20 protein-coding genes and 1 tRNA gene are annotated in these 21,834 nt (G+C 60.6%); 5 read left to right on the forward strand and 16 right to left on the reverse strand.

Annotation, left to right across the window (positions count from 1 at the left end; translation table 11 throughout):
- Window positions 1–804: 804 nt before the first annotated feature.
- The 11 genes from ASD12_RS34735 to ASD12_RS01150 all read right to left on the reverse strand — a co-directional run bounded on the left by ASD12_RS34735 (window position 805) and on the right by ASD12_RS01150 (window position 11,314).
- A complete protein-coding gene (locus tag ASD12_RS34735) occupies window positions 805–1,479 on the reverse strand; it encodes a glycosyltransferase family 4 protein (protein WP_200953675.1) in 675 nt (224 codons plus the stop codon).
- A 47-nt stretch (window positions 1,480–1,526) separates the two neighbouring features.
- A complete protein-coding gene (locus ASD12_RS34740; protein ID WP_200953676.1) occupies window positions 1,527–1,946 on the reverse strand; it encodes a glycosyltransferase in 420 nt (139 codons plus the stop codon).
- Window positions 1,943–3,100 carry a glycosyltransferase gene (locus ASD12_RS01110; protein ID WP_056580904.1) on the reverse strand — a complete coding sequence of 386 codons (1,158 nt, stop codon included), beginning with the start codon at window positions 3,098–3,100 and terminating at the stop codon, window positions 1,943–1,945. The genes ASD12_RS34740 and ASD12_RS01110 overlap by 4 nt, the downstream gene beginning before the upstream one ends.
- Window positions 3,078–3,887, reverse strand: coding sequence for a methyltransferase domain-containing protein (locus ASD12_RS01115; RefSeq protein ID WP_056580907.1), 810 nt, complete (start codon window positions 3,885–3,887; stop codon window positions 3,078–3,080). The genes ASD12_RS01110 and ASD12_RS01115 overlap by 23 nt, the downstream gene beginning before the upstream one ends.
- 5 nt (window positions 3,888–3,892) lie before the next feature.
- Window positions 3,893–4,732 (reverse strand): class I SAM-dependent methyltransferase, encoded by an 840-nt coding sequence (locus tag ASD12_RS01120; RefSeq protein WP_156398525.1) that lies wholly within the window; start codon window positions 4,730–4,732, stop codon window positions 3,893–3,895.
- Entirely contained in the window at window positions 4,662–5,930 is a 1,269-nt protein-coding gene (locus ASD12_RS01125; RefSeq protein WP_056580914.1) for a hypothetical protein, read from the reverse strand. Before ASD12_RS01125 ends, ASD12_RS01120 begins: the two co-directional genes overlap by 71 nt.
- Window positions 5,927–6,799: a glycosyltransferase gene (locus ASD12_RS01130; protein WP_056580917.1), complete on the reverse strand. Its 873-nt coding sequence runs from the start codon at window positions 6,797–6,799 to the stop codon at window positions 5,927–5,929. Before ASD12_RS01130 ends, ASD12_RS01125 begins: the two co-directional genes overlap by 4 nt.
- Window positions 6,800–6,824: 25 nt before the next feature.
- Window positions 6,825–7,850: an NAD-dependent epimerase gene (locus ASD12_RS01135; RefSeq protein ID WP_056580920.1), complete on the reverse strand. Its 1,026-nt coding sequence runs from the start codon at window positions 7,848–7,850 to the stop codon at window positions 6,825–6,827.
- Entirely contained in the window at window positions 7,850–9,007 is a 1,158-nt protein-coding gene (locus ASD12_RS01140) for a UDP binding domain-containing protein (RefSeq protein WP_056580924.1), read from the reverse strand. The genes ASD12_RS01135 and ASD12_RS01140 overlap by 1 nt, the downstream gene beginning before the upstream one ends.
- 43 nt (window positions 9,008–9,050) lie before the next feature.
- The gene (locus tag ASD12_RS01145) at window positions 9,051–10,328 is read right to left on the reverse strand and encodes a sugar transferase (protein ID WP_056580927.1); all 1,278 of its coding nucleotides are present in this window, start codon (window positions 10,326–10,328) and stop codon (window positions 9,051–9,053) included.
- A gap of 395 nt (window positions 10,329–10,723) precedes the next feature.
- Complete coding sequence (locus ASD12_RS01150) at window positions 10,724–11,314, reverse strand: biotin transporter BioY (RefSeq protein ID WP_056580930.1); 591 nt, start codon at window positions 11,312–11,314, stop codon at window positions 10,724–10,726.
- 124 nt (window positions 11,315–11,438) lie between these two features.
- On the opposite strand from ASD12_RS01150, the gene ASD12_RS01155 reads away from it, so the two are divergent.
- Window positions 11,439–12,347, forward strand: coding sequence for an MBL fold metallo-hydrolase (locus ASD12_RS01155; RefSeq protein WP_056580932.1), 909 nt, complete (start codon window positions 11,439–11,441; stop codon window positions 12,345–12,347).
- A 7-nt stretch (window positions 12,348–12,354) separates the two neighbouring features.
- On the opposite strand, the gene ASD12_RS01160 is transcribed toward ASD12_RS01155, so the two are convergent.
- Together ASD12_RS01160 and ASD12_RS01165 are read right to left on the reverse strand one after the other, a co-directional pair.
- Window positions 12,355–13,140 (reverse strand): DUF1499 domain-containing protein, encoded by a 786-nt coding sequence (locus tag ASD12_RS01160; RefSeq protein WP_056580935.1) that lies wholly within the window; start codon window positions 13,138–13,140, stop codon window positions 12,355–12,357.
- Between the two features lie 80 nt (window positions 13,141–13,220).
- The gene (locus ASD12_RS01165; protein WP_056580938.1) at window positions 13,221–14,849 is read right to left on the reverse strand and encodes a fatty-acid--CoA ligase; all 1,629 of its coding nucleotides are present in this window, start codon (window positions 14,847–14,849) and stop codon (window positions 13,221–13,223) included.
- Between the two features lie 183 nt (window positions 14,850–15,032).
- On the opposite strand from ASD12_RS01165, the gene ASD12_RS01170 reads away from it, so the two are divergent.
- Both ASD12_RS01170 and ASD12_RS01175 read left to right on the forward strand, forming a co-directional pair.
- Complete coding sequence (locus ASD12_RS01170; protein WP_056580940.1) at window positions 15,033–15,389, forward strand: hypothetical protein; 357 nt, start codon at window positions 15,033–15,035, stop codon at window positions 15,387–15,389.
- Between the two features lie 191 nt (window positions 15,390–15,580).
- Window positions 15,581–15,970 carry a DUF427 domain-containing protein gene (locus ASD12_RS01175; RefSeq protein WP_056580943.1) on the forward strand — a complete coding sequence of 130 codons (390 nt, stop codon included), beginning with the start codon at window positions 15,581–15,583 and terminating at the stop codon, window positions 15,968–15,970.
- 169 nt (window positions 15,971–16,139) lie between these two features.
- Here ASD12_RS01175 and ASD12_RS01180 read toward each other — a convergent pair whose 3' ends face one another.
- The 3 genes from ASD12_RS01180 to ppdK all read right to left on the reverse strand — a co-directional run bounded on the left by ASD12_RS01180 (window position 16,140) and on the right by ppdK (window position 20,957).
- The gene (locus ASD12_RS01180) at window positions 16,140–16,880 is read right to left on the reverse strand and encodes a polysaccharide deacetylase family protein (RefSeq protein WP_056580946.1); all 741 of its coding nucleotides are present in this window, start codon (window positions 16,878–16,880) and stop codon (window positions 16,140–16,142) included.
- Between the two features lie 170 nt (window positions 16,881–17,050).
- The gene (locus tag ASD12_RS01185; protein WP_056580949.1) at window positions 17,051–18,154 is read right to left on the reverse strand and encodes a glycosyltransferase family 9 protein; all 1,104 of its coding nucleotides are present in this window, start codon (window positions 18,152–18,154) and stop codon (window positions 17,051–17,053) included.
- 124 nt (window positions 18,155–18,278) lie between these two features.
- Window positions 18,279–20,957, reverse strand: a complete 2,679-nt coding sequence (gene ppdK, locus ASD12_RS01190) for a pyruvate, phosphate dikinase (protein ID WP_056580952.1) — start codon at window positions 20,955–20,957, stop codon at window positions 18,279–18,281.
- 226 nt (window positions 20,958–21,183) lie between these two features.
- Here ppdK and ASD12_RS01195 point away from each other — a divergent pair, with 226 nt between their 5' ends.
- Together ASD12_RS01195 and ASD12_RS01200 are read left to right on the forward strand one after the other, a co-directional pair.
- A complete protein-coding gene (locus ASD12_RS01195; RefSeq protein WP_056580956.1) occupies window positions 21,184–21,528 on the forward strand; it encodes a VOC family protein in 345 nt (114 codons plus the stop codon).
- 129 nt (window positions 21,529–21,657) lie between these two features.
- Window positions 21,658–21,732: transfer RNA gene (locus tag ASD12_RS01200), tRNA-Gln, on the forward strand.
- Window positions 21,733–21,834: the final 102 nt, after the last annotated feature.

Raw genomic sequence — 21,834 nt, forward strand, 5'->3', positions numbered from 1 at the left:
GCCGTGCGATTTCGACCATTGGTCGTGCTGACAGCATGTAATTCGAGATCGCCTCGATACCAATCGCGACCAAGGTAGACCGGTCGGACCCGGCTATCCATTCCTGCTCTCCCGCCATAGAGATCTGGCTCCATGACCCCCACCTCGATCCAACTCACCAAGTCGATGTGCCTCAGACTTGGAGCCTTTATCGCCTATTCTGGCAAGAACCGACATTACCCAATAAAGGACCCATAAATACCCAAATGCAAAAACCGGTCAGGCTGGCGTCAGGGCAGATCCATTCATTTCGCCGCAAGAGCCTCCAGTCCGCCTGTTCAACAAGGCTTGTACGTTGCACCGGCCTGAACCGGCTGCCCGCAGAGGATTCCGCCCTGCGTAAGCATGGTGGCCAAGTCTTTCCCCTCGGCCGTCAAGCACTGCACAACGAGGGTATCGCCAACCCTCGAAGCTATCTTGCCGTCGCAAGGCGTGCCGGCACCGACGGGTTTGCAAGTAACGATGAGCCCCTGGTAGTCCCGGCGCGCTGCTTCCGTCACCAGGGCGCGCATCACCCTGGGGCCTTGAAAACGCCGCACCGCACAGCAGGACCTTGCGACCGCCGACGCGGAGATCGTCGATCGAGGGAACGGCGAGCTTGCCGTCAAACGGCTTGAGCACTGCTGCCAGCTTGGGAGGCGGCGGGTTGCCCCTTTGCATCACGATGATGCCCAGAAAGCCGGCACCAAACAGAACAGCTGATATGGCAAGCCATGCTCCTGATTGACAAGACCGTCCTCCGCCGACCCCGCGAGGCCCGTTCACTCATTTCGCCGCGAGGCCACGCAGCTTCTCTATCTGCCGCATGTACTTCTCGATGACGATCGTTTCCGAAAATTGCCGCTCGACCTTGTTTCTGCTCCGCGCCCCCATCCCGACCCTGGATGCATCATCCATCATCGCAAACTCGATCATCTTGCTTGCCAGATCATCAGGGTCCCTCACCTTGCATAGGAAGCCGTTGACCGCGTGGTCCACCACCTCCCTGCATCCGGGCACGTCGGTCGCGATCAGCGGCTTGCCCATGGCAGCCGCCTCGAGCAGCGAGCGCGGTGTTCCCTCCCTGTAGGAGGGCAAGACGACACAATCGGCAGCACTCAGGAAAGGCCGCACATCGTCTGTGGAGCCTAGATATTCGACCAATCCCTCACCGACCCATTGCTCGACATGCCGCCGACTGACGGCGGTTCGGTTCTCCACATCAAGAAAGCCGAGCAGTTGGAAGCGTGCACCGGGCAGTTCCTGGCGAACCAGACGGGCCGCATCGATGAATTCGCCGACGCCCTTGTCCCAGAGAAGCCGGGCCATGAGAAGAAACACGATCGCACCAGACCGGGTGCGCACTTCGGACGACGGGACAAAGCGCACGAGGTCGATGCCGGAGCCAGGCAAAAGCGCGGTCCGTTCCTTGTGGACCAGATGCGCATCGACGAACAGCATCCTGTCGTCGTCGTTCTGAAAGAAAACCATTTTGGAACGAGCCAGCGCTACCCGATACAAGGCCTTGGCAATTCTGAGCAGCAGACCACCACGGACGAATGCCGTCCCCAGCCCGGAAATGTTGTGATGACCGCAATGCCATTCAGATTGGCCGCGATGGAGCCGAACACATTGGGCTTGATCGTGAAGCCGACAAACGCCAACGGTCTTTCACGCCGCAAGAGACGCCAGTAGCGCCACAGAAGCACCATGTCCCGCAACGGCGACGTGCCGGAATTGTCCATTTCGAGTTCGACATAGCGGCAGCCCATCGCCGCTGTCAGCGAAGAATACTCGTCTCTCGGCGCCATGATGACGACGTCATAGCCATGGCTCCGCAAGGCCTCGATCAGACCCTTGCGGAAATTGACGACGTTCCAGGACGTGTTTATCGAGATGACAACAGTGTTGCGAACAGCGGGCATCATCTCTGCCCGCCCGGATATGGCGAAGGCGCTCCCAACAGCATATCCGCAAATCGCCCGGGCGATCTTTCCGACAAGGTCTTTGCATACAAGGCCGACCGATCGCCGCCGCGAATCACCTTCAACAGTGCATCCGCAATTTCGAACGCGCCAAAGCCGGCTGAAACCTCCAGGCCGGACAGCATGTCCAGATCTCCCGCACAGGGCGTGGTGACGATGCCGGGAACCCGGCAAGCCATCATTTCCAGAAGGACGTTTGGAAATCCCTCGGCCGCCGACGTGAGCAGGCCGACACGCGATGCGCGAAGCAGCGGAAATGGATTGTCTCTGTGGCCGAGCAGATTTACGCGCGAGACCAGATCAAGCTTGCTGGCGTAAGCTCTCAGTTCCGAATCCATGGGCCCGGAGCCAACCACGGCAAGCTCATAATCTTCGCCGGTCCTTCGTCTGACCTCGGCGAGCACATCAACCGCGATCGTCGGGCGCTTGACCTCAATCAGCCGGCCGCACCAGACTAACTGCGGACGGCGGGAAAATATCCCGGCGTCGCTCTCCGACAACACCCTAGTGGACATTTTGATGATGAGATCTTCATCGACCGGGTTGGGCAAAGTACGCAATTTAGCAATGGCACGCGGGGGCAACACCTCACGCAGGCGTTCATTCATGTAGCTCGTTTGCGCGACAACCATGTCCTGACTGCCATAAGCAGCGTAGAGTGCCCTGTAAGCCAGTGCGCGACGGCCTTTGAAGCGATCCAGAAGTACCGTGGACTCGCGAGCGACCAACCTGCGGCTTCGAAGAACTCCAACATTTCGGGCGGCAGCCAGGAACGAATTCACCCGCGCGTGGCTTGAAAAAACAAAATCGTATCGATGCCGGATCAGCCTCGGGGCGAGCAAAAACTCGCTCATGGCCTTACCGCCGCCAAAGCCGTAACTGCGCCGGATCCCATCCTGGTATGATCCACCGGCTTCCCCCGCGGCCTGGCCACCCAGGAAGCCGATTTCGACGTCCCAGTCGGGCCGGCTCGCGAGTGCACGTGCAACCAGTTTCAGGATGGTTTCGGCCCCACCTCTGATGTCGAGCGGAATGGCGATCAGCGCGAGCTTCCTTGTCATGAGCCGCAAGGTTTCACTGTTTTCGCCGAAAAACATAGGCGTAGGTCTCGACAGCATCCTTGCCGAGAACCAAAGCCGAAACGCCTAGCCAGATGCGCCAGGCGAGAAAGGCCGGCACGAAAAAATAGAAATAGGAACTCTTCCAGAACAGATGGCGCTCGATGAGCTCCAGGCCGTTCCGTTTTGCGATTGTTTCGACGTCACTAGGCAGGCACTTGTCGTAGAAAGCCGGAAACCCGTCGTGACCCTTGCCCTTTTCGGGATAGATCGCAAAAAGCAGCCGTCGTTTCAGCCCTTCCGACAGAACCCGATTTAACCTGGCGAAAACAGCGTTGCGCGAGGGCGAGAAAATGGCAACCACGCCTCCCGGCTTCACGCAACTGGCAATACCGCGCAAGGCACCCTCACCGTCACGCACGTGTTCGAGCGTCGCTTGACAAATCACAACGTCAGCATCACCCCTCCCCTCAAACGAGGTTAGGTCCGCTTCAATCTCCTCGTCGTATATTCCGCGCGGCGCTTTCGACAACTCCTCCGCGTTCAGGTCGAGCCCGACGACAAAAAGCCTCAGGCGCCGCTTCTCCGAAGGGCTGACGAACGGCCTGGCACCCCCGCCAAGATCGTAAACCCGCGCGTTTGGAGTAAGCAGGGCAGGTGCTATCTCCGTCGCAAAGGTCCGATTGCCATCGATGCGAAGGCGCGATGGCAGAGCTCTGTCGAGGAACTCGGAAATCGCCACGTTCGCGCGAACAAACTTTCGCAATATCGACACTGCTTCACCATCGATTTCGTTCGCCGATCTGTGCCCATTCGCGCTCAGCATCCGCGCTATACCCTGTGGAACACATAGAGCCGCGTATGATGCGAAAATGGACCGAGCAACCGATCGGCAGCAGCGCGTAAGCCCCTCAGGACGCCGTTGTTGCTGTCGTACCAGGCCTGCATTGGCCTGGCGAAAAATGTCTCGTCCTTCAACCCCTTGAAGCCGCCCCTTGGCCGCGACTCCAGAAGCTTGAAGCCGTGCTGTTCGAACCTGGACACGATCGAAGACGGCTCAAGGACGAACTGGTAAAATCCGTCCTGTTGACCCGAAAACCTGGGATAAAGACCCATTCTGGCCTTCAATCTTCTGAGAGGAGAAATGCTCGGCACCGTCACGAAGGCAATTCCTCCCGATCGGATGATGCGCCGCATCTCCAAGACGATCTCGTCATACCCGTCGAAGAAGTGCTCGATCACTCCGAGAGACCACACCCCATCGAAGAATTCGTCCCCGAAGACAGTTGCCCGAACATCTCCAACCGTCACCTGCAAATACGGCGCGATGCGATTCACCATCCCCACGGTCTTCTGCGCAAAGTCGATTCCATGGGCGGAAAAGCCTGCCTGATGCAGGCCATAGACCGTATTGGCGAGGCCACATCCGGCGTCCAGGACCTTCGCCGGTCCTGTCAGATATCGTTTGGTCGTTTCGACGACAAAGCGATCCGGCCTCAAGACGATCCCTTCGGCCCAGTGGGAATCCCAATAGTCGTCGTCGGCTATCGTGCCGACATGGACGATGCGGCTGTTCTTGTCGTCGTAGAATGCTTTCTTCTCATTCATTCCCGGCATCCGACCCGGCCATCGAAAAGGCTCGCTGTGCTGCATCCGGCCCGTTGTCGGCAATCACGCTCCTCAACGCGAAAAACGAACAAGCCGCGGCTATGGCATATGCGGACAGAAATGCCATTTCGCTGCCAAGCGGCAGCCGCCACCACAGGCTCAATGCCGCCAAGCAGCAGCAAGCCAATGCTCCTATCGCGTAAGAATAGGTCAGCGTCATTGCGTTGTTCGAGCGGAGCGCAAACGGATCGATGACCACCTTCTTCGTCCTGTTTATCAGGACGGCGCAAGAAACGACCGCAAAGACCGCCGGATCAAATGACGTCCCCAGCCATTCGGACGCATAGCCGGATAAAAACAGACCAATTATCCCCGCTGCAGACGCGACCGCAAAAATCAGCGCAATGGCCGCCCCCTCGAACAAGCCGCGCCGAAACTCCCTGATGTTTCCACTTGCGGCACTGAGAAATGCCCGCGGCACGAACACGAAGCTGGCCGCATTCATGAAGAAGCCGAACGACCGTTGCGAAAGATCGACACAAAACGAAAAGACGCCGAGATGGGTCTCGGAGCCAAACATCAAAATGATGTATCGAATGCCGACAAACACACCGCTCTCGGCCAGATTGCTCAACACAAATCCCCAGCCTGTGGCCAGCGACCCGCCAAGATAGGAAAGGCGAGGCCGCCTCAGATTCATCGGCCCCAGGAAAGCAAATGAAATCAGCGCTCCGGCGAAGTAGCTGAGCGAAAAGGCACTAAGCGCGGAGCCCACTTTCGCATCTCCGACAAGCAGGACTATGGCTCCGGCCTGGTACGCGACAGCCTGGCCGATCGCCGACCAACCGTATGCCCACAAACGCAGCTGAGACCTCAGAATCTCTTGAAGTGCGGTGTGCAAGCCGAATGAAACAATGATGGTTGCAGCAACGACATTGCCAAATCCGAACCACGCCAGCATCAATCCGGCCAAGACGACAAACAAGGCCACAGCAGACAGGGCGGTCAGAATAGACGATACGTACTCACTACCCAATCCTGCCGCATGCATTTTTGCAGAAATCGGCATTATGGAATAGGTCGCAACTCCAAAAACGAGCGTCGAAATAAATGAAACTGTCGCAATCGTCGTGCTGAAAATACCATATTGGCCGACGTCCAGATGCCTGCCAATGTATAGCAAAGTCACTATATTGAGCAGACCAGGGACAATTCGTATTACGATGGACTCCACAAATTTCCACAGGCTGGCTCTTTTCATGAGGTCACCCGTGCGAACGACCTCTTGAGCAAGAATGGGAAACTCAAGACACCAAAGCTCAAGCAGGCAAGAACCGCCTTGCCCAGGAACCGAACCGACCGATATCGTCCAAGCCAGAATGCCCTGATGTAATTCAAGTTCAGCAACAACATCGGGTACGCATTTCGCCGCTGATGAAGCCGAATTCTTGCCGTCATCCCTTCCGGCAAATACCTCTTTCGCCCGATAGCGACGTTGACACAGATAACGTCGTATTCGATCGACAATCTGGACCAGAGAAGAGATGTTGGAACACGGCGGAACCGCCCTGCGGGTGGCACGGCAACCCGTTTCAACAAAGGAGTTCTGATGACCTCCTTCTTGTCGCCGACAACACGTTCGTCAGCTCGCATCTTGATCAGGTTTGTGCGCTCTGATGGAAACTGGTTTGCTCTTACATCCGATTCACTCAGAACCATCGAGAATACAAAACCGGCAGTCCTCTCGTCGATACTTTGCTCGAAGAGACGCTCACAAATCTCGGGCAAGCGATCGGTGAAGAGATCGTCGTCATCATCGAAAATCATGCAATAGTCGCCAGTGGCCAAAGCGATCGCCGAAAACATTGCGGCTCCTCTGCCGCCATTCGGACCAGAGGTGACCACCAATCTGGCATCGCGAGACGCGATTTCGGCAAGCGCTTCGCTTGTCCCGTCGGTCGAACCGTCGACATGGACACATATCTGCAATGGGCATTTCGCGCGCAACAGCTCCTGGACCAGCGCGGCAACGCGATCCCGCCGATTGAACGTAGGGATGCAAACGCTCAATAGCGCCTGGGCCTGTTTGCGAGCCGTATCGATTCCATCTCCTCCTGGTTGCGTGGTCATGGAACAGGGCTATGCGCGAACAGACCTATCCTCGCCCAAAATACGCCTGGTACCACTCCACAAACCGCCCCACCCCCTCGGTCACCGTCGTCGTCGGGCGGTAGCCGACCGCCTGCTCCAGCGCCGATGTGTCGGCAAAGGTATCTGGCACGTCGCCGGGCTGCAGCGGCAGCAGTTCAACGATGGCTTTCCGGCCCAGCGCTTTTTCCAGCGCCTCGACATAGGCGGTCAGCTTCACTGGATTGTTGTTGCCGATGTTGAAGATGCGCCACGGGGCGCTGCTCGTCGCCGGATCTGGACGGCTGGAGTCCCAGGCGGCATTGCCCGTGGCCGGGCTGTCGCTGGCCCGCACGACGCCTTCGGCGATGTCCTCGACATAGGTGAAGTCGCGCGTGTGGTTGCCGTTGTTGAACAGCTTGATCGGCTCGCCGGCAAGGATGTTCTTGGTGAACAGGAACAGCGCCATGTCCGGGCGCCCCCAGGGGCCATACACGGTGAAGAAGCGAAGCCCGGTCGTCGGCAACCGGAACAAATGGCTGTAGCTGTGCGCCATCAACTCGTTGGCGCGCTTGGTCGCGGCGTAGAACTGCAGCGGATGGTCGGCCGGCCGGTGCTCGGAAAACGGCATGTCGGTGTTGGCGCCGTAGACGCTCGAGGTGCTGGCATAGGTCAGGTGCGCAACGGCGCTGTTGCGGCAGGCCTCGAGCATGTTGGCATAGGCGATGATGTTGCTTTCGACATAGGCGTGCGGGTTTTCCAGGCTGTAGCGAACCCCGGCCTGGGCCGCGAGATGGATCACCCGGTCGAATGCGTGGTCGGCAAAGCAGCCATCGACAACACTTCTGTTGGCGAGATTGCCACGGATGAACTGATAGCCGGCATTGGTCTTGCGGCTCGCCTCCTCCAGCAGCCGCAGCCTCGCCTCCTTGATCCGCTGATCATAGTAGTCGTTGACGTTGTCGATGCCGACAACCTCGTCGCCGCGCTCCAGCAGCCGTTTCGATACATGATAGCCTATGAAGCCGGCAGCGCCGGTAACCAGAACTTTCATCAGAACCGCCCATCCATAACATGCCTGGGGAACAGGCCCTTGATGTCGTAGATGACGCCCGGGGTCTTGCAAAGCGACTGCAGGCCGTCAACGCCAAGAGCGCGGAACTGCCGGTGGCCGACGGCCACGATGACGTCGTCATCGCGCTCGTCGGGAATGTCGTTCATGCTCGCCACGCCGAAGGTGCGCGCGCATTCCTGCGCGTCGACCCAGGGGTCCCAGATGTCGATACCGGCATTGTATTCTTTCAGCTGGGCGACGATATCGGCGACCTTGGAATTTCTCAGGTCCGGACAGTTTTCCTTGAAAGCCGCGCCCATCACCAAAATCCGGCTGCCGACAGGTATCCCCTTGCGCATCATCAGGCGGGCCGTCTGATCCGCCGCGTGCTGACCCATGCCGTCATTGATACGGCGGCGGGCAAGAATCACCTCCGGATGATAGCCGAGTTCCTGGGCCTTGTGGGTGAGATAGTAAGGATCGACGCCGATGCAGTGACCGCCAACGAGACCCGGCGTGAAGCGCAGGAAATTCCATTTGGTGCCGGCGGCTTCCGGCACTTCGGACGTACGGTGCGTACCCGCCGGCACGATCGCGGCGTAGAGCGCATCGATGCCTTCGGCCGCTTCCGGCGTGGAGCCGCTGGTGACCTTGACGATCGCCTGCAGCCGATGCTCTTGATCACCCGGATTGATGTGCTCGGGACTGTAGCCGAGGAAGAACCCGTCATTGTAACGCAGGCCCGAATGTTTCTCGATCAGCGGCGCGCACACCTCTTCCGTGCAGCCGGGATAGACAGTCGATTCGAAAATCACCACCGCGCCTGGCGAGATGACCTCACCGACTAATGTCGATGCCATAATCAGCGGTTTCAGATCCGGCCGGTTGGCCCTGTCGATCGGCGCCGGCACCGTGACGATGAAAACCCCGTAATCGCGCAGATCGGCCTTGTCGGTGGTGAGCCTCAGCCGCGTAGCAGCATTGATCTCATCGTTGCTGGCTTCCAGCGTATGGTCGTCGCCACGCTTCAGCGCGTCCACCCTCGACTGGTTGATGTCAAACCCGACGACATCCCTGGTGGCGCCGAAGGCGACCGCCAACGGCAGACCGACATAGCCAAGCCCGATGATTGCTATTTTCCTGGAGGCGAGATCCATCTGCTTCCTGCGCTTGCTATTCCAGAGTCGTGCTTCGCTTTGGCTATCGGGCGCCAAAGCCGGTAAACATCGTTTTCATTGTCTTGAGAGTTATCAAAACATCCAGCCAAGGCGAAAAGTTCTTTATGTAATAGAAATCATAGTGCAATTTCTCCATAACATCATCGACGGCAGCCACATGCCCCTGATTTACTTGCGCCCATCCGCTTATGCCTGGCCTGACGATATTTCTGTAGCGATAGAATGGCAGCTCAGCCTCGTACCACTGTGACAGCACGACAGCTTCCGGCCGCGGTCCGATCCAACTCATTTCGCCACGGAGGATGTTGATGACCTGCGGCAGCTCGTCGATCCTGAACTTTCGCAGGAAACGCCCAACACGGGTGATGCGATCATCGTCGCGCTTGGTGATCGCCCTCTCCTTGTCGCTGCCGGCGTCAGGATGCTGCCGCATCGAGCGAAACTTGTAGACCGTGCAGATCTCGCCCCGGTAGCCCATGCGTTGCTGCCGAAACAGCACGGGACCCTCGGAGTCCAAGCGGATCAGCAGCGCTATCAGCGCCAGGACAGGGGAAAGAACGACAATCAAGACAAGCGCGGAGACCCAGTCGGCTGCCTGCTTGATCTTGAGATAGGCCTGGTTCGGATTGAGCGAACCAAGCGTGTTTTCCGACAGATGCTCGATCTCGACCCGACCAGTCAGCGACTCTCTGACCTGCTTGACGTGGTATACGGGCGTTCCCGAAAGGGCCCGATCCGCGATATATCGTTCCCACTCCGCGCCAAGATTGGCACGCAGATCAACGACCACGCCGTTAGCTCTCTCAATGATGGTGTTGGTCGACTTGATCCAGAACCAATGCACCCCCGGTAGCGCCTTGAGGCGCTCGACATCTCCGCCGGGAACGACGACGAGCCGGTACGGATCGAGACGCCGCGTCAACAGGCTCAGGCCGAAATACCAGAACGTGGACTGCGTGAAGCTGGCGGCGGCCTGAAACCGGCTGTACTCGAAACGGAAAAAGAAAATGGTCAGAAAAACGGCCCCGTAGGACAGGGCAAATGTCGGCAAGATGTAACTGGCCGCGGCCACGCCCGGGAAGTTTCCGATGCGGCGATAGGAGAGGAAGCCCGCAAGATGCGCAATCGCCGCGGCGGTTACCGTCACCTGAAGGTTGGCCGAATAGATAAACTCAGGATTGAAGACAATCCGGATAATGGCCGGCGCAAAAATCGCGAATGTCAGTCCGCCAAGCAGCTGAAATCGAATCCTGAACAAGAAATGCCGGCTTCCGACAATAGTTGACGCTGCAACATTCAACGTCTTGCCCCTTCCCCCGAAGTTGCCGTGTCGGCGACAGGCCAGCGCAATGCTGCATCTGACCTGCCGGTTCGTTCGCAGAACGAACCGGACGTCTCGCCCCCCGGCGATTCCATGTGGTCGAAGACCAAGGGCTACGACAGTGCAACTGCACCAGCAAGCATCTATTTCACGTCAACGGTTAGCGGAAGTTTTGATCAATAGCATTCTTTGATGCTGTAGAAAAGCCGGCCCTAACAGACCGGCTTACTGGACATCATCATTGAAAATATCGGCACGCCTTCGGGCAATGTGAACGCCAACATATAGTGTTTGGCGGACACCACGCCTAAATCCGCCAATCGCGCCATGCCAGCCAAGGCTTGATTGCTCAAGCCGCAGGCCCTGTTCGCGCTTCAGCCGCGCTTCAGCAACGTCCAAACGGCCGGCACCAGGCTTGCTGCCAGGGCAACCTTGATCATGTCGCCGACGATGAAGGGCACGACGCCGAACTGCCACGACTTTTCCGGGCCGATCAGCAGCGCCAGCCAGGCGAAGCCCATCGCCATCATGACGACCTCGGCACCCAGCATGGCGTTGAAAAGCTTGATCGGATGGCGGTCCCAGCCGCGATCGGCGGCCCAGCCGACGATTGCCGCCATGACCACGAAGCCCGCGAGATAACCGCCGGTCGAGCCGAGCATGTAGGCAATGCCGAGACCCTTTTCCGGGGTGCTCTGGAAGACGGGGAAGCCCATGGCGCCCTCCGCCATGTAAAGCAGCAGGGTGGCGACGCCGAGACGCATGCCGAAGGCGGCGGCGATCAGCAGCACGGCCAGCGTCTGCATCGAAATGTCGACCGGCCCAAGCATGACCTTGGTCTTGGCCGACAGGGTCAGCACCAGCGTTCCGGCGATCGCCAGGAAAAGCTGCGTTGCCAGCCGCGCCGCGGCATTTTGCGGCAAAGCCAGAGAAACAAGCGGACGCATCGTAGTTGCAATTGCCATGGTATTTCCCCATTCCGATTGCCGCACTCCGATGTTCGCGGCCTCACGTCCTCCTATATTGGCTTGCGTGTTATGCGGCAATCGGTTTTGCCGTTTCCTGAAACAAGGCACCGATGCATCCGCCATGGCACTCAAATTCGATACCGGCTTCGATCCCTTCTATGGACAGGGGGTAAGCGTCGCGCCCGATATCCAGCGCATCACGGCCCGCAATCCGAGCCCCTTCACTTTTCACGGCACCAACAGCTACATCGTTGGCCGCGAGACGCTGGCGGTGATCGATCCGGGGCCGGATGACGAGGCGCATCTGCACGCCCTGCTCGACGTGATCGCGGGCCGGCCGGTCAGCCATATCTTCGTCAGCCACACGCACCGCGACCATTCCCCGCTGGCGGCCCGGCTGAAAGAGCGCACCGGCGCCGCCGTGCTGGCAGAAGGGCCGCACCGGCCGGCAAGGCCTTTGCATATCGGGGAGACCAATGCGCTCGACGCCAGTGCCGACATGGCTTTCGTCCCCGACATCGCCCTTTCCCACGACGAGGTGGTCGACAGCGACGGCTGGTCGATCAGGACGGTTCTGACCCCGGGCCACACCGCCAATCACGCGGCTTTCGCGCTGGAAGGAACCGGCATCCTGTTTTCGGCCGATCACGTCATGGCCTGGGCAACCTCCATCGTCGCCCCGCCGGATGGAGCGATGGCCGATTACATGGCCTCGCTGGACCGGCTGATCGAACGCGGGGATGGCTTGCTGCTGCCCGGACATGGCGGACCGGTGACGGCGCCGCGGGCTTTCATGCGCGGGCTGAAGACGCACCGCAAAATGCGCGAGCGCGCCATCCTGCAGCGGGTCAGAGAGGGCGACCGGACGATTGTGGACATGGTCAAGGCGATCTACAGGGATACCGACCCGCGGCTGCATGGCGCCGCCGGATTGTCGGTGCTTGCCCATCTCGAGGATCTGGTGGCGCGCGGTCTGGTCATGACAGACGCCGCCCCGGCCATTGACGGCATCTTCACGCCGGCCAGATAGGCCGGCCCTACTCGGCCGGCGCCGCGCCAACCTGGCCGGCGACCTCCTGGTCGAGTTCCGCCAGGAAATCGGTGATGCGCGCGGCATTGTCGCCGAGATCGTAGCGGCCGTATCGCGAAGCTGACCGCATATCGACGATGACCGTATCGCCATCGTCGGTCACGCGGATCGCCACATCGGCGGGAAGGCCGAGCACAAAGCCCTTGGCGACGGCGGTAATGGTCACGTCGCTTTGCCCGGCGAGGTCGGGATAGGGTTCCGACAGATCCCAGTTGCGCCGATCGAGTACGGTTTCCACGGCATTGACGACAGTCTCGAACGGCAAGTCGTAGCTGCGTGCGCTGACCAGCGGATAGCTGTCGGTCTGCAGCCGCTGTTCGCCAGGCGTCGACGGGGAGAGCACGTTCATGTCCTTCGTCCGGTCGCTCACGTCGAGCGCCGGCGGCTCGTCGAAATCCGTCGAGATATCCCTGAGCGGCGGATAGATTGTCGCCCAGTAGGCGACGACGCCATAGGGCGCGAGCACCAGCAGCGCCAGCAGCGCGCCGACCGTCAGGTCGCGACCGCCGCGATCGCCGAAGTTCCACAGCCGCGAAAAGGCAAATCCGGCAAACAGCAGCGCCATGGCCGCCAGCAGCGCGACAATGCCCAGCACCCACAGGAAGACCGGTGTTTCGACGAGATCGAAGCGATGGCCGACGAAGACCGTCAGCAGCAACACCAACGAAAAAGCGGCCGTGCGCCGGGACCATCCGGCCGCCTTCGACGTTTGCCGTTCGGGAATGCTAACCATCGTTCTCTGCGCTGCCCCAACCCGAACGGACACTTAGTGCCTTTTTGCGATGGCATGAAGCCGAAACATGCACCACCCCGTCAATCCGTCGGCAAGCGATAGTCCTTGAACTGCTGGCGCAAGGTGATCTTCTGGATCTTGCCGGTGGCGGTGTGCGGAATTTCGCCAACGAAGGCGACATCGTCCGGCATCCACCATTTGGCCACCTTGCCATTCATGAAGTCGAGAATATCCACCTTGCTGGGTTCCTTGCCCGGCTTGCGGACGACGACCAGCAACGGCCGTTCGCCCCACTTCGAATGATGGACGCCGATGGCTGCCGCCTCGGCGACATCGGGGTGGCCAACAGCCAGGTTCTCGAGGTCGATGGTCGAAATCCATTCGCCACCGGATTTGATGACGTCCTTGGCGCGATCGGTGATCTGCATATAGCCGCCAGCGTCGATGTGAGCGACGTCGCCGGTGTCGAACCAGCCGTCCTCGTCGAACTGCTCCAGGCCGGCACCGCCATAATAGGCCCGGGCAACGGCCGGTCCGCGCACTTTCAGGCGGCCAAATGTCTTGCCATCCCAGGGCAGCGGATTGTTGTCGTCGTCGGTCACCTTCATTTCGACGCCGAAGGGCGGGTAGCCCTGTTTCTGCTGGACATCGAGCCGGGCTTCCCCCTGAAGACCGGCATAGTCCGGCTTCAAGGTACACAGCGTGCCGAGCGGCGACATTTCGGTCATGCCCCAGGCATGGATGACCTGGACATCGTAGTTCTGCTGAAACTTCGTCATGATCGCGCGCGGACAGGACGAGCCGCCGATGACGACCTTGTTGAGATAGGGAAGCTTCTTGCCGGTCTCCTCCAGATGCTGCAGCAGCATCATCCAGACGGTCGGCACAGCGGCGCTGAAGGTCACCTTTTCGGTGTCGAGCAGTTCGTAGATCGAGGCGCCGTCCATCTTGCAGCCAGGCATGACGAGCTTGGCGCCGATCATCGGCCCGCTCTGGCCAAGGCCCCAGGCATTGGCGTGGAACATCGGCACGACCGGCAAGATCGTATCGCGCGACGACAGGCCCATGGCGTCGGGCATAGCGGCGATCATGGCGTGCAGCACGTTCGAACGGTGGCTGTAGACGACGCCCTTTGGATCGCCCGTGGTCCCGGACGTGTAACACATGCCGGCGGCTGTGCCTTCGTCGAAGGTCTTCCAGGCGAAGTCGCCATCCGCCTCATCAAGCCAGTCTTCATAGGCGACCACATTGGGCAATGTCGTCTGCGGCATGTGTGTCTTGTCGGTCAGCACGATTACCTGTTTCAGCGACTTGACGGCTCCGGCGATCTTCTCGAGCAGCGGCACGAAGGTCAGGTCGACGAAGACAGCCTTGTCCTCGGCATGGTTCATGATCCAGACGATCTGCTCGGGAAACAGCCGCGGGTTGAGCGTATGGTAGATGGCACCGATGCCCATGATGCCATACCAGGCCTCGATGTGGCGCGCGGTGTTCCAGGCCAGCGTGGCGATGCGGTCGCCCAGGCGATAGCCGTCACGCTCCAGCCGCTGGGCGACCTTCAGGGCGCGACGATGGATGTCCGCATAGGTGGTGCGCACGATCGGCCCCTCGATCGAGCGCGACACGATCTCGCGCACGCCATGCTGCCGCTCGGCATTGTCGATGAGCTTGTGGCAAAGCAGCGGCCATTCCTGCATCAGTCCCAGCATTCGGTCCTCCCTCACGCTTTCGCGTTGTGCTTTTCGGGCCATTGTGGAGCGAACCCGCGGATTGTCCAGCCGCCAGCACCGCCGGGCGCTACATTGGTGAAAAACCGCCACAATCCGGCCATCGTCGGCGTTAAGTTTCGTTAACGGGCAAAGGGGTGCGATTGGCGACTGAAAGAGGTTCGCATGGACGCGCAGCTCGACGACAAGGCCTTGGAGAGTACGCTTGCCGAAAGTCTGGCCGATCTGGTGCCGGATACCAAGACTGTTTCCGAAGATGAATTTGTTGAAGTTGTCGGCGGCGCGCTCGAAGCGGTCGGCGGCACACTGCTGTTCAAGATGTGCGTCCAGAATCAGGGCGAAGGCCAGCATGTCGCTGCCGCATCCGTCGGCGACGGCGGCAATCGCCAGTTTCTGCTGCTCACCTTGCCGACCGGCGGTGGTTCCTTGAAAGTCGAGACCGTGTCGAGAAGCAGCAATCCGGTCGCCGGTATCGCTGCTGCCTATGCCGGTCTCATGGACGTGTTCAAGGCCGCTGCCTAACCGACTGTTTTGATGCAATTCCCAAGGGAAAACCGTTTCATATTTTTCCTGGATTGCTCTGGCGGACAAGTATCTTCGGAGGCGCGATCCATCATCGCCGGCCTCGGCCAGGCCTTGTGTGTTGCACGCCCCCGGGGGCCTTGCGCAATGCGCTTGCGCGACACACTTAAAGTCGACGCAAGGAGACCCCCATGGATCAGATCGCCAATCCCGCCCCCGGTTTTCAACGCAATCCCGACAAAGTCATCACCATCGAGCCCTATGCGGGCACCGTCACGGTGCGCGCCGGAGACGTGGTCATCGCTTCATCAGCGAACGCCAAGGTGCTGACCGAGGCCCCCTATCCCGCGGCCTTCTACATTCCGTTCGCCGACATCGATTTCGGCAAGCTCGGCAGCACCGAACACTCGACCCATTGCCCCTACAAGGGCGACGCAAACTATTGGAGCGTGCTGCCTGCCGGCGAGACCGGCCAGAACGCTATGTGGGCCTATGAACGGCCTTTCGACGAAATGACTGAAATCCGCGACCACGGCGCATTCTACGCCAGCAAGGTCTCGATCGAAGCCAAACCGGCCTGAGCGATTTTCGAACCCAGGCGAACTCGGCGTGAGGTGCGTCGAGATTCAGGTCAGGTCGAGCCGAGAATGGTGCGTTCCGAGAACCGGAACGGAGCGGACTTTTGGGTCCGTGAGCACCGGAAGCACAGGAAACCACCATTCGCAGTCCGGCTGAATATCAATGCACCGGTCAGTCGGTGGTGCCGTGATTGCCGACCCCGTCGGCATCATCGAGCCGCACAAAGGTCAAGCCCTTGGCCTTGAGCGCCAGCAGCCCCTGCACCACGCCTTCGCCGGCCGCATGGGTCGGCTGGTTGATGTGCGAGATAATCACGTCACCGTCCTTGGCCGCCGCAATGCGCCGCGCGGTTTCCTTGGCGCCAAGCAAGGAGCCACCGTCGCCGTTTATCGAGAATCCCGCGATCTTGAAGCCAAGCTTGCGGATCATGGCGATTGCCGACGGGCTGTATTCGGCGGTCGCGCCACGAAACCATTTCGGCGCCGGCTCCCCGGTCCCGGCAAGGGCGGCGGCACCCGACTCGACCTCGGCCAGCACCGCGTCCGGGCTGCCGGCGCTGCGGATGCCGTAGATTTTCTGCGGCGTGTCGACCGCCGGGATATGATGGCCGCCGTGATTTTCCAGCTCGAACAGATCGGGATGCGCCTGCATGATCTCGACGGCGGCAGCGTTTCGCTTCAGCCAGATCCCGGTGACGAAAATGGTGGCGGGGATCTTGTTGTCCACCAGTGCCGAAAGGATCCGGTTGTCGGTCTGTCCGCCGCATGCGTCGAGCGTGAGCGCAACGTGGCCGGCTCCGCTCGCCTGCGGCCTGATGTGCAGCGTCGGCTCGACGAGCGGCGCGGCATGGCCGGCGGATACCATCGCCAAGCACATGGCGATCATGCAGAGATTTTCTTGCAGCAGGCGCATCAAACCGAATTCCTGACGGGTCATTTCAAGCGGGCATCCCAAGAACGGCATGAAGGCGGAAATCGGGATGGCGCATAGCAGAAAAGCGCCCGGCGTGACAATTTGACCGTTCGCGTGTTGAACAGGCCATTCCTCGACGGCGACAGCGCTTGCCCGCGCGGCGCATGATCTCAGACGGAGCGTTCCCGTTTCATTTCGGTACGCGAAAGAAGCTCGCGCACCGCGTCGACGACAGGCTTGACCTCAAGGCTCCAGACGCAGCAAGCCTTGCTGGGATCCGGCGCGCGGCAGAGGTCCTTGGCCACGCAGGCGCAAGGCATCGGCGGCTGGAGCGAGATGCTGGGCACGCCGACGGGACCCCAGCGCGCCGGATCCGTCAGACCGAACAGCCCGACAACCGGGGTCCCAGTGGCTGCGGCCATGTGCATCGGGCCGCTCTCGTTGCCAAGAAACAGCCGGGCCTGTTTCAGCACCGCCAGCAGCCTTTCAAGCGACAGAGCCCCTACGAGATCGACGACTGACGGCGCGGTCCTGGCGACGATACGTTCGGCAATCTCCCGCTCATCCGGGCCGCCCACCAGGACAACGTCCAGGCCGGTTTCGCCCGCAATCTCGACGATCGCCGCGGCAAACCGCTCCGGCTGCCAACGTCGCCCCTCGAAGCTTGCACCCGCATGCACGGCGATGAAGGCGTTTGGCCGCAGGTGGTGCTTACCCAGCAGCGACAATGCATTCGCCGTCTCCAGCGGCAGCGGCTGAAGGCTCGGAATCACCGTGCGAAGTTCGATGCCGAGCGCTTCGAGCGGCGAGAGGTAGCGGTACTGAAAATGCTGGCCATCAAAGCCGTAGGGCGTGGCAAAGACATTGGCGGGCTGCCGCTCCAGCATACGCAAGGGTCTTTCGGGAGGATTGTAGCCGACGCGGGTCCTTGCGTTGACGAGCCCGGTGATGATGCGCGACGTCTTCGAATCGGCCAAGTCGATCGTCAGGTCGAAGCGGAAGCGGCGCAACGCCCTCACCATGGCGTAAAGCTCTTTCCCGCGCTCGAGGTTGGTGCCGCGCATGCGGGCGCGCCTGAACGTGACCACCTCGGAAGCAATGCCATGGGCGATCACGAAGCTCTCGAAGCGCGCCTCGCACAGAAACACCAGCCTGGCGCCGGGGAATTCGAGCCGCAGGTTTTCTGCAAGCGTCGAGGCGAGAACGAGATCACCGATGAACTTCGTCTGAATGACCAGGATCGAGTGGAACGGTGCCGGTGAACTCTGCAACATCTGTTTCCGAGAGCAATTGTCGGGACGTCTGCAAATTGAGCGGAAATATTGTCGAGATTATGCAAACTCGTCAGCACGTTCGCGCGACTTGTTTTACAAAACGGTAAGCTCGGCCTGGATAGACCTATCCGCGGCCTGCCTTCGCGACCAGCACCGCTGCCTGCGCGGCCGCCAGTCTGGCGATCGGCACACGATAGGGCGAGCAGGACACGTAGTCGAGGCCAACCTCTTCGCAAAAGCGGATCGAGGCCGGGTCGCCGCCATGTTCGCCGCAAATGCCGAGCTTGATGTCGGGTCGCGTTGCCCTGCCCTTTTCGGCAGCCATGCGCACCAGTTCGCCAACGCCATCGATGTCGAGCGAGACGAACGGATCCTGATCGATAATGCCCTTCTGCCGATAGGTCTCCAGGAACGAGGCCGCATCGTCGCGCGAAATGCCGAAGGTCGTCTGGGTCAGGTCGTTGGTGCCGAAGGAGAAGAACTCGGCCGACTCTGCGATGACATGGGCGCGGATGGCCGCGCGCGGCAGTTCGATCATGGTGCCGGTGAGATAGTCGATCTTGACGCCGGTTTCCTCCATGACGCTCTTGGCGACCGCATCGATGCGCGCCTTGACGTAGTCGAGTTCCTTCACCAGGCCGACCAGCGGCACCATGATTTCGGGGACCACCAGCGCGCCGGCCTTCTTGCCGGCCTCGACGGCCGCCTCGAAAATGGCGCGCGCCTGCATCTCGGCGATCTCGGGATAAGAGACCGCCAGCCGGCAGCCGCGATGGCCGAGCATCGGGTTGAACTCGTGCAGCGCCTCGGTGCGCTGCCTGAGCTTATCCGGCGACACCTTCATGGCGGCGGCGACCTCGGCCACCTCCGCCTCGGTCTTGGGCAGGAATTCGTGCAGCGGCGGATCGAGCAGGCGGATCGTCACTGGCAGGCCGGCCATGATCTCGAACAGCTCGAGGAAATCCGAGCGCTGCATCGGCAAAAGCTTGGCGAGCGCGGTGCGTCGGTCCTTCTCAGTGTCGGCCAGGATCATCTCGCGCATGGCGACGATGCGGTCGCCATCGAAGAACATGTGCTCGGTGCGGCAAAGCCCGATGCCTTCGGCGCCGAAGGAGCGCGCCATGCGCGCGTCGAGCGGCGTTTCGGCATTGGTGCGCACCTTCATGCGGCGCACCGCGTCGGCCCATTCCATGATGGCGGCGAAATCGCCGGAAAGTTCCGGCTGCAGCATCGATACGGCGCCCTTCAATATCTGGCCATTGCTGCCGTCGATGGTGACGATGTCGCCTTTGCGGAAGGTCGATCCCATCGCCATCAGCGTGCCGGCCTTGTAGTCGACACGCAGCGAGCCGGCGCCCGACACGCAGGGCTTGCCCATACCACGCGCGACCACCGCAGCGTGGCTGGTCATGCCGCCGCGCGTGGTCAGGATGCCCTCCGCCGCATGCATGCCGTGGATGTCTTCGGGGCTGGTTTCGATGCGCACCAGGATCGCCTTGCGGCCTTGCGTCTTCAATTCCTCGGCGTCGCCTGAGGAAAAGACGATCTCGCCGGTGGCGGCACCGGGCGAGGCCGGCAGTCCGATGCCGATGACGTCGCGCGCGGCCTTGGGATCGATGGTCGGATGCAGCAGCTGGTCGAGCGAGGCCGGATCGATGCGGGCGACCGCCTCCTCTTTCGTGATCAGCCTGTCGCGCGCCATCTCGACGGCGATTTTCAGCGCCGCCTTGGCGGTGCGCTTGCCGGAACGGGTTTGCAGCATCCACAATTTGCCGCGCTCGATGGTGAATTCGAGATCCTGCATGTCGCGATAGTGCTTCTCCAGGCTGTCGGAGATGGTGACGAAGGACTGGAACGCTTCCGGCATCAGCTTCTGCAGCGACGGCTTGTCGGAGCCAGCAGCAATGCGCGCCGCCTCGGTGATGTTCTGCGGCGTGCGGATGCCGGCGACGACGTCCTCGCCCTGCGCGTTCACCAGGAACTCGCCATAGAGCATCTTTTCGCCGGTCGACGGGTTGCGGGTGAAGGCAACGCCAGTGGCCGAGGTTTCGCCCATATTGCCGAACACCATGGCCTGGACATTGACCGCCGTGCCCCAGCTTTCGGGAATGTCGTGCAGGCGCCGGTAGGTGATGGCGCGATTGTTCATCCAGCTCGAGAACACGGCGCCGATCGCGCCCCACAGCTGCTCGTGCGGATCCTGCGGGAACGGCTTGCCGAGCTCTTCTTCGACCTTGGCCTTGTAGAGTGCGATGACACCTTGCCATTCGAGCGCCGTCAGTTCGGTGTCGAGCTCATGCCCCAGCCCGCCTTTCTGGTCTTCCAGGATTTCCTCGAAGACCTCATGGTCGAGACCCATGACGACATCGGAATACATCTGGATGAAGCGTCGGTAGCTGTCATAGGCAAAGCGCGCATCGCCGGAATCGGCGGCGAGCGCCTCGACCGTCTCGTCGTTCAGCCCGAGATTGAGCACGGTGTCCATCATGCCGGGCATCGAAGCACGAGCCCCCGAACGCACCGACACCAGCAGCAGTTTCGAAGGGTCGCCGAACCGACGGCCGGTCAGGTATCCGATATGATCGAGCGCAACCGCGACATCGGCTTCCAACCCCGCCGGATAGGTACGGCCATTGGCATAATAGGCGTTGCAGACCTCGGTGGTGATGGTGAAGCCCGGCGGTACCGGCAGGCCCAGGCTGCACATCTCGGCCAGGTTGGCGCCCTTGCCGCCCAGCAGATTCTTGTCGCCGGCACGGCCTTCCGCCGCGCCGTCGCCAAAGGTGAAAACCCATTTGGTCATGCTTTGCTCTCCGGTTGCAGGAGATTGGAAAGATTGGCGAAACGGAAAGTTCCGCCGTGTCCCGACTTTGGAGCGATATGATGCTGCAGTGCGAAAGGCAAGGCGTCGGCAAAGCCGTGCGGCCCCTACAATCGATTAAGCAAAAGCTACGTCCAAAGATGCGTCAAAAAGACTTGCCAGGCTGAGGCATTTAATGTAGAACATAACAGGAACAAACAGGTGCTCCATGAAATTGCCCGGGAAACTCGACTATCTTGAAATGCCGGCGATCGGTGGAACGCTGGACCGGTTGAAGGCCTTCTACAGTGCCGCCTTCGCCTGGTCGTTCACCGACTATGGGCCGACCTATTCGGCCTTTGCCGAGGGCCTGGACGGCGGCTTCCAGGCCGATGCCGCGGAAGCACCGGCCAAGCCGCTGCCCGTGCTCTACAGCAGAGAACTGGAGGAAACGCTGCGCGCTGTCGAAAGTGCAGGCGGCGCGATCGTCAAGCCGATCTTCCCGTTCCCCGGCGGCCGGCGCTTCCACTTCGTCGATCCGGCCGGCAACGAGATGGCGGTGTGGTCCGAATAGCCCGCACGCATGCCCTCTGGCGGCAGCTGCGTTAGCTGCCCGATTGGACGTTCTGACCATCGTTCATGAGGATTGTGCTTTTCGGCTGCTCTGCTAATAACGCGCCGCACAAGCGACTCTGACGGCAATTGGGGCGTCGCCAAGTGGTAAGGCATCGGTTTTTGGTACCGACATTCCCAGGTTCGAATCCTGGCGCCCCAGCCATCTGATTATGGTCCGTTCCGGACACATAGGTTACGGTTTATACCGGAGACATGGGTAACACTTTTGGCCCGAAGGGGTTGGTCCATACTGGACATATAGGAC

Origin of the sequence: Mesorhizobium sp. Root102, assembly GCF_001425625.1 — a bacterium.
In the GTDB taxonomy this organism is placed as follows: Bacteria; Pseudomonadota; Alphaproteobacteria; order Rhizobiales; family Rhizobiaceae; genus Mesorhizobium.

Coding starts and splice junctions, on each gene's coding strand:
- ASD12_RS01140 (WP_056580924.1), bottom strand. CDS start 9,007: ATGGATCTCGCCTCCAGGAAAATAGCAATCATCGGGCTTGGCTATGTC.
- ASD12_RS01115 (WP_056580907.1), bottom strand. CDS start 3,887: ATGCTGAGCGCGAATGGGCACAGATCGGCGAACGAAATCGATGGTGAA.
- ASD12_RS01150 (WP_056580930.1), bottom strand. CDS start 11,314: ATGGCAATTGCAACTACGATGCGTCCGCTTGTTTCTCTGGCTTTGCCG.
- ASD12_RS01125 (WP_056580914.1), bottom strand. CDS start 5,930: ATGAAAAGAGCCAGCCTGTGGAAATTTGTGGAGTCCATCGTAATACGA.
- ASD12_RS01195 (WP_056580956.1), top strand. CDS start 21,184: ATGAAATTGCCCGGGAAACTCGACTATCTTGAAATGCCGGCGATCGGT.
- ASD12_RS01130 (WP_056580917.1), bottom strand. CDS start 6,799: ATGACCACGCAACCAGGAGGAGATGGAATCGATACGGCTCGCAAACAG.
- ASD12_RS01175 (WP_056580943.1), top strand. CDS start 15,581: ATGGATCAGATCGCCAATCCCGCCCCCGGTTTTCAACGCAATCCCGAC.
- ASD12_RS01155 (WP_056580932.1), top strand. CDS start 11,439: ATGGCACTCAAATTCGATACCGGCTTCGATCCCTTCTATGGACAGGGG.
- ASD12_RS34735 (WP_200953675.1), bottom strand. CDS start 1,479: ATGCTGTTCGTCGATGCGCATCTGGTCCACAAGGAACGGACCGCGCTT.
- ASD12_RS01135 (WP_056580920.1), bottom strand. CDS start 7,850: ATGAAAGTTCTGGTTACCGGCGCTGCCGGCTTCATAGGCTATCATGTA.
- ASD12_RS01185 (WP_056580949.1), bottom strand. CDS start 18,154: ATGTTGCAGAGTTCACCGGCACCGTTCCACTCGATCCTGGTCATTCAG.
- ASD12_RS34740 (WP_200953676.1), bottom strand. CDS start 1,946: ATGATGCCCGCTGTTCGCAACACTGTTGTCATCTCGATAAACACGTCC.
- ASD12_RS01170 (WP_056580940.1), top strand. CDS start 15,033: ATGGACGCGCAGCTCGACGACAAGGCCTTGGAGAGTACGCTTGCCGAA.
- ppdK (WP_056580952.1), bottom strand. CDS start 20,957: ATGACCAAATGGGTTTTCACCTTTGGCGACGGCGCGGCGGAAGGCCGT.
- ASD12_RS01110 (WP_056580904.1), bottom strand. CDS start 3,100: ATGTTTTTCGGCGAAAACAGTGAAACCTTGCGGCTCATGACAAGGAAG.
- ASD12_RS01160 (WP_056580935.1), bottom strand. CDS start 13,140: ATGGTTAGCATTCCCGAACGGCAAACGTCGAAGGCGGCCGGATGGTCC.
- ASD12_RS01165 (WP_056580938.1), bottom strand. CDS start 14,849: ATGCTGGGACTGATGCAGGAATGGCCGCTGCTTTGCCACAAGCTCATC.
- ASD12_RS01180 (WP_056580946.1), bottom strand. CDS start 16,880: ATGCGCCTGCTGCAAGAAAATCTCTGCATGATCGCCATGTGCTTGGCG.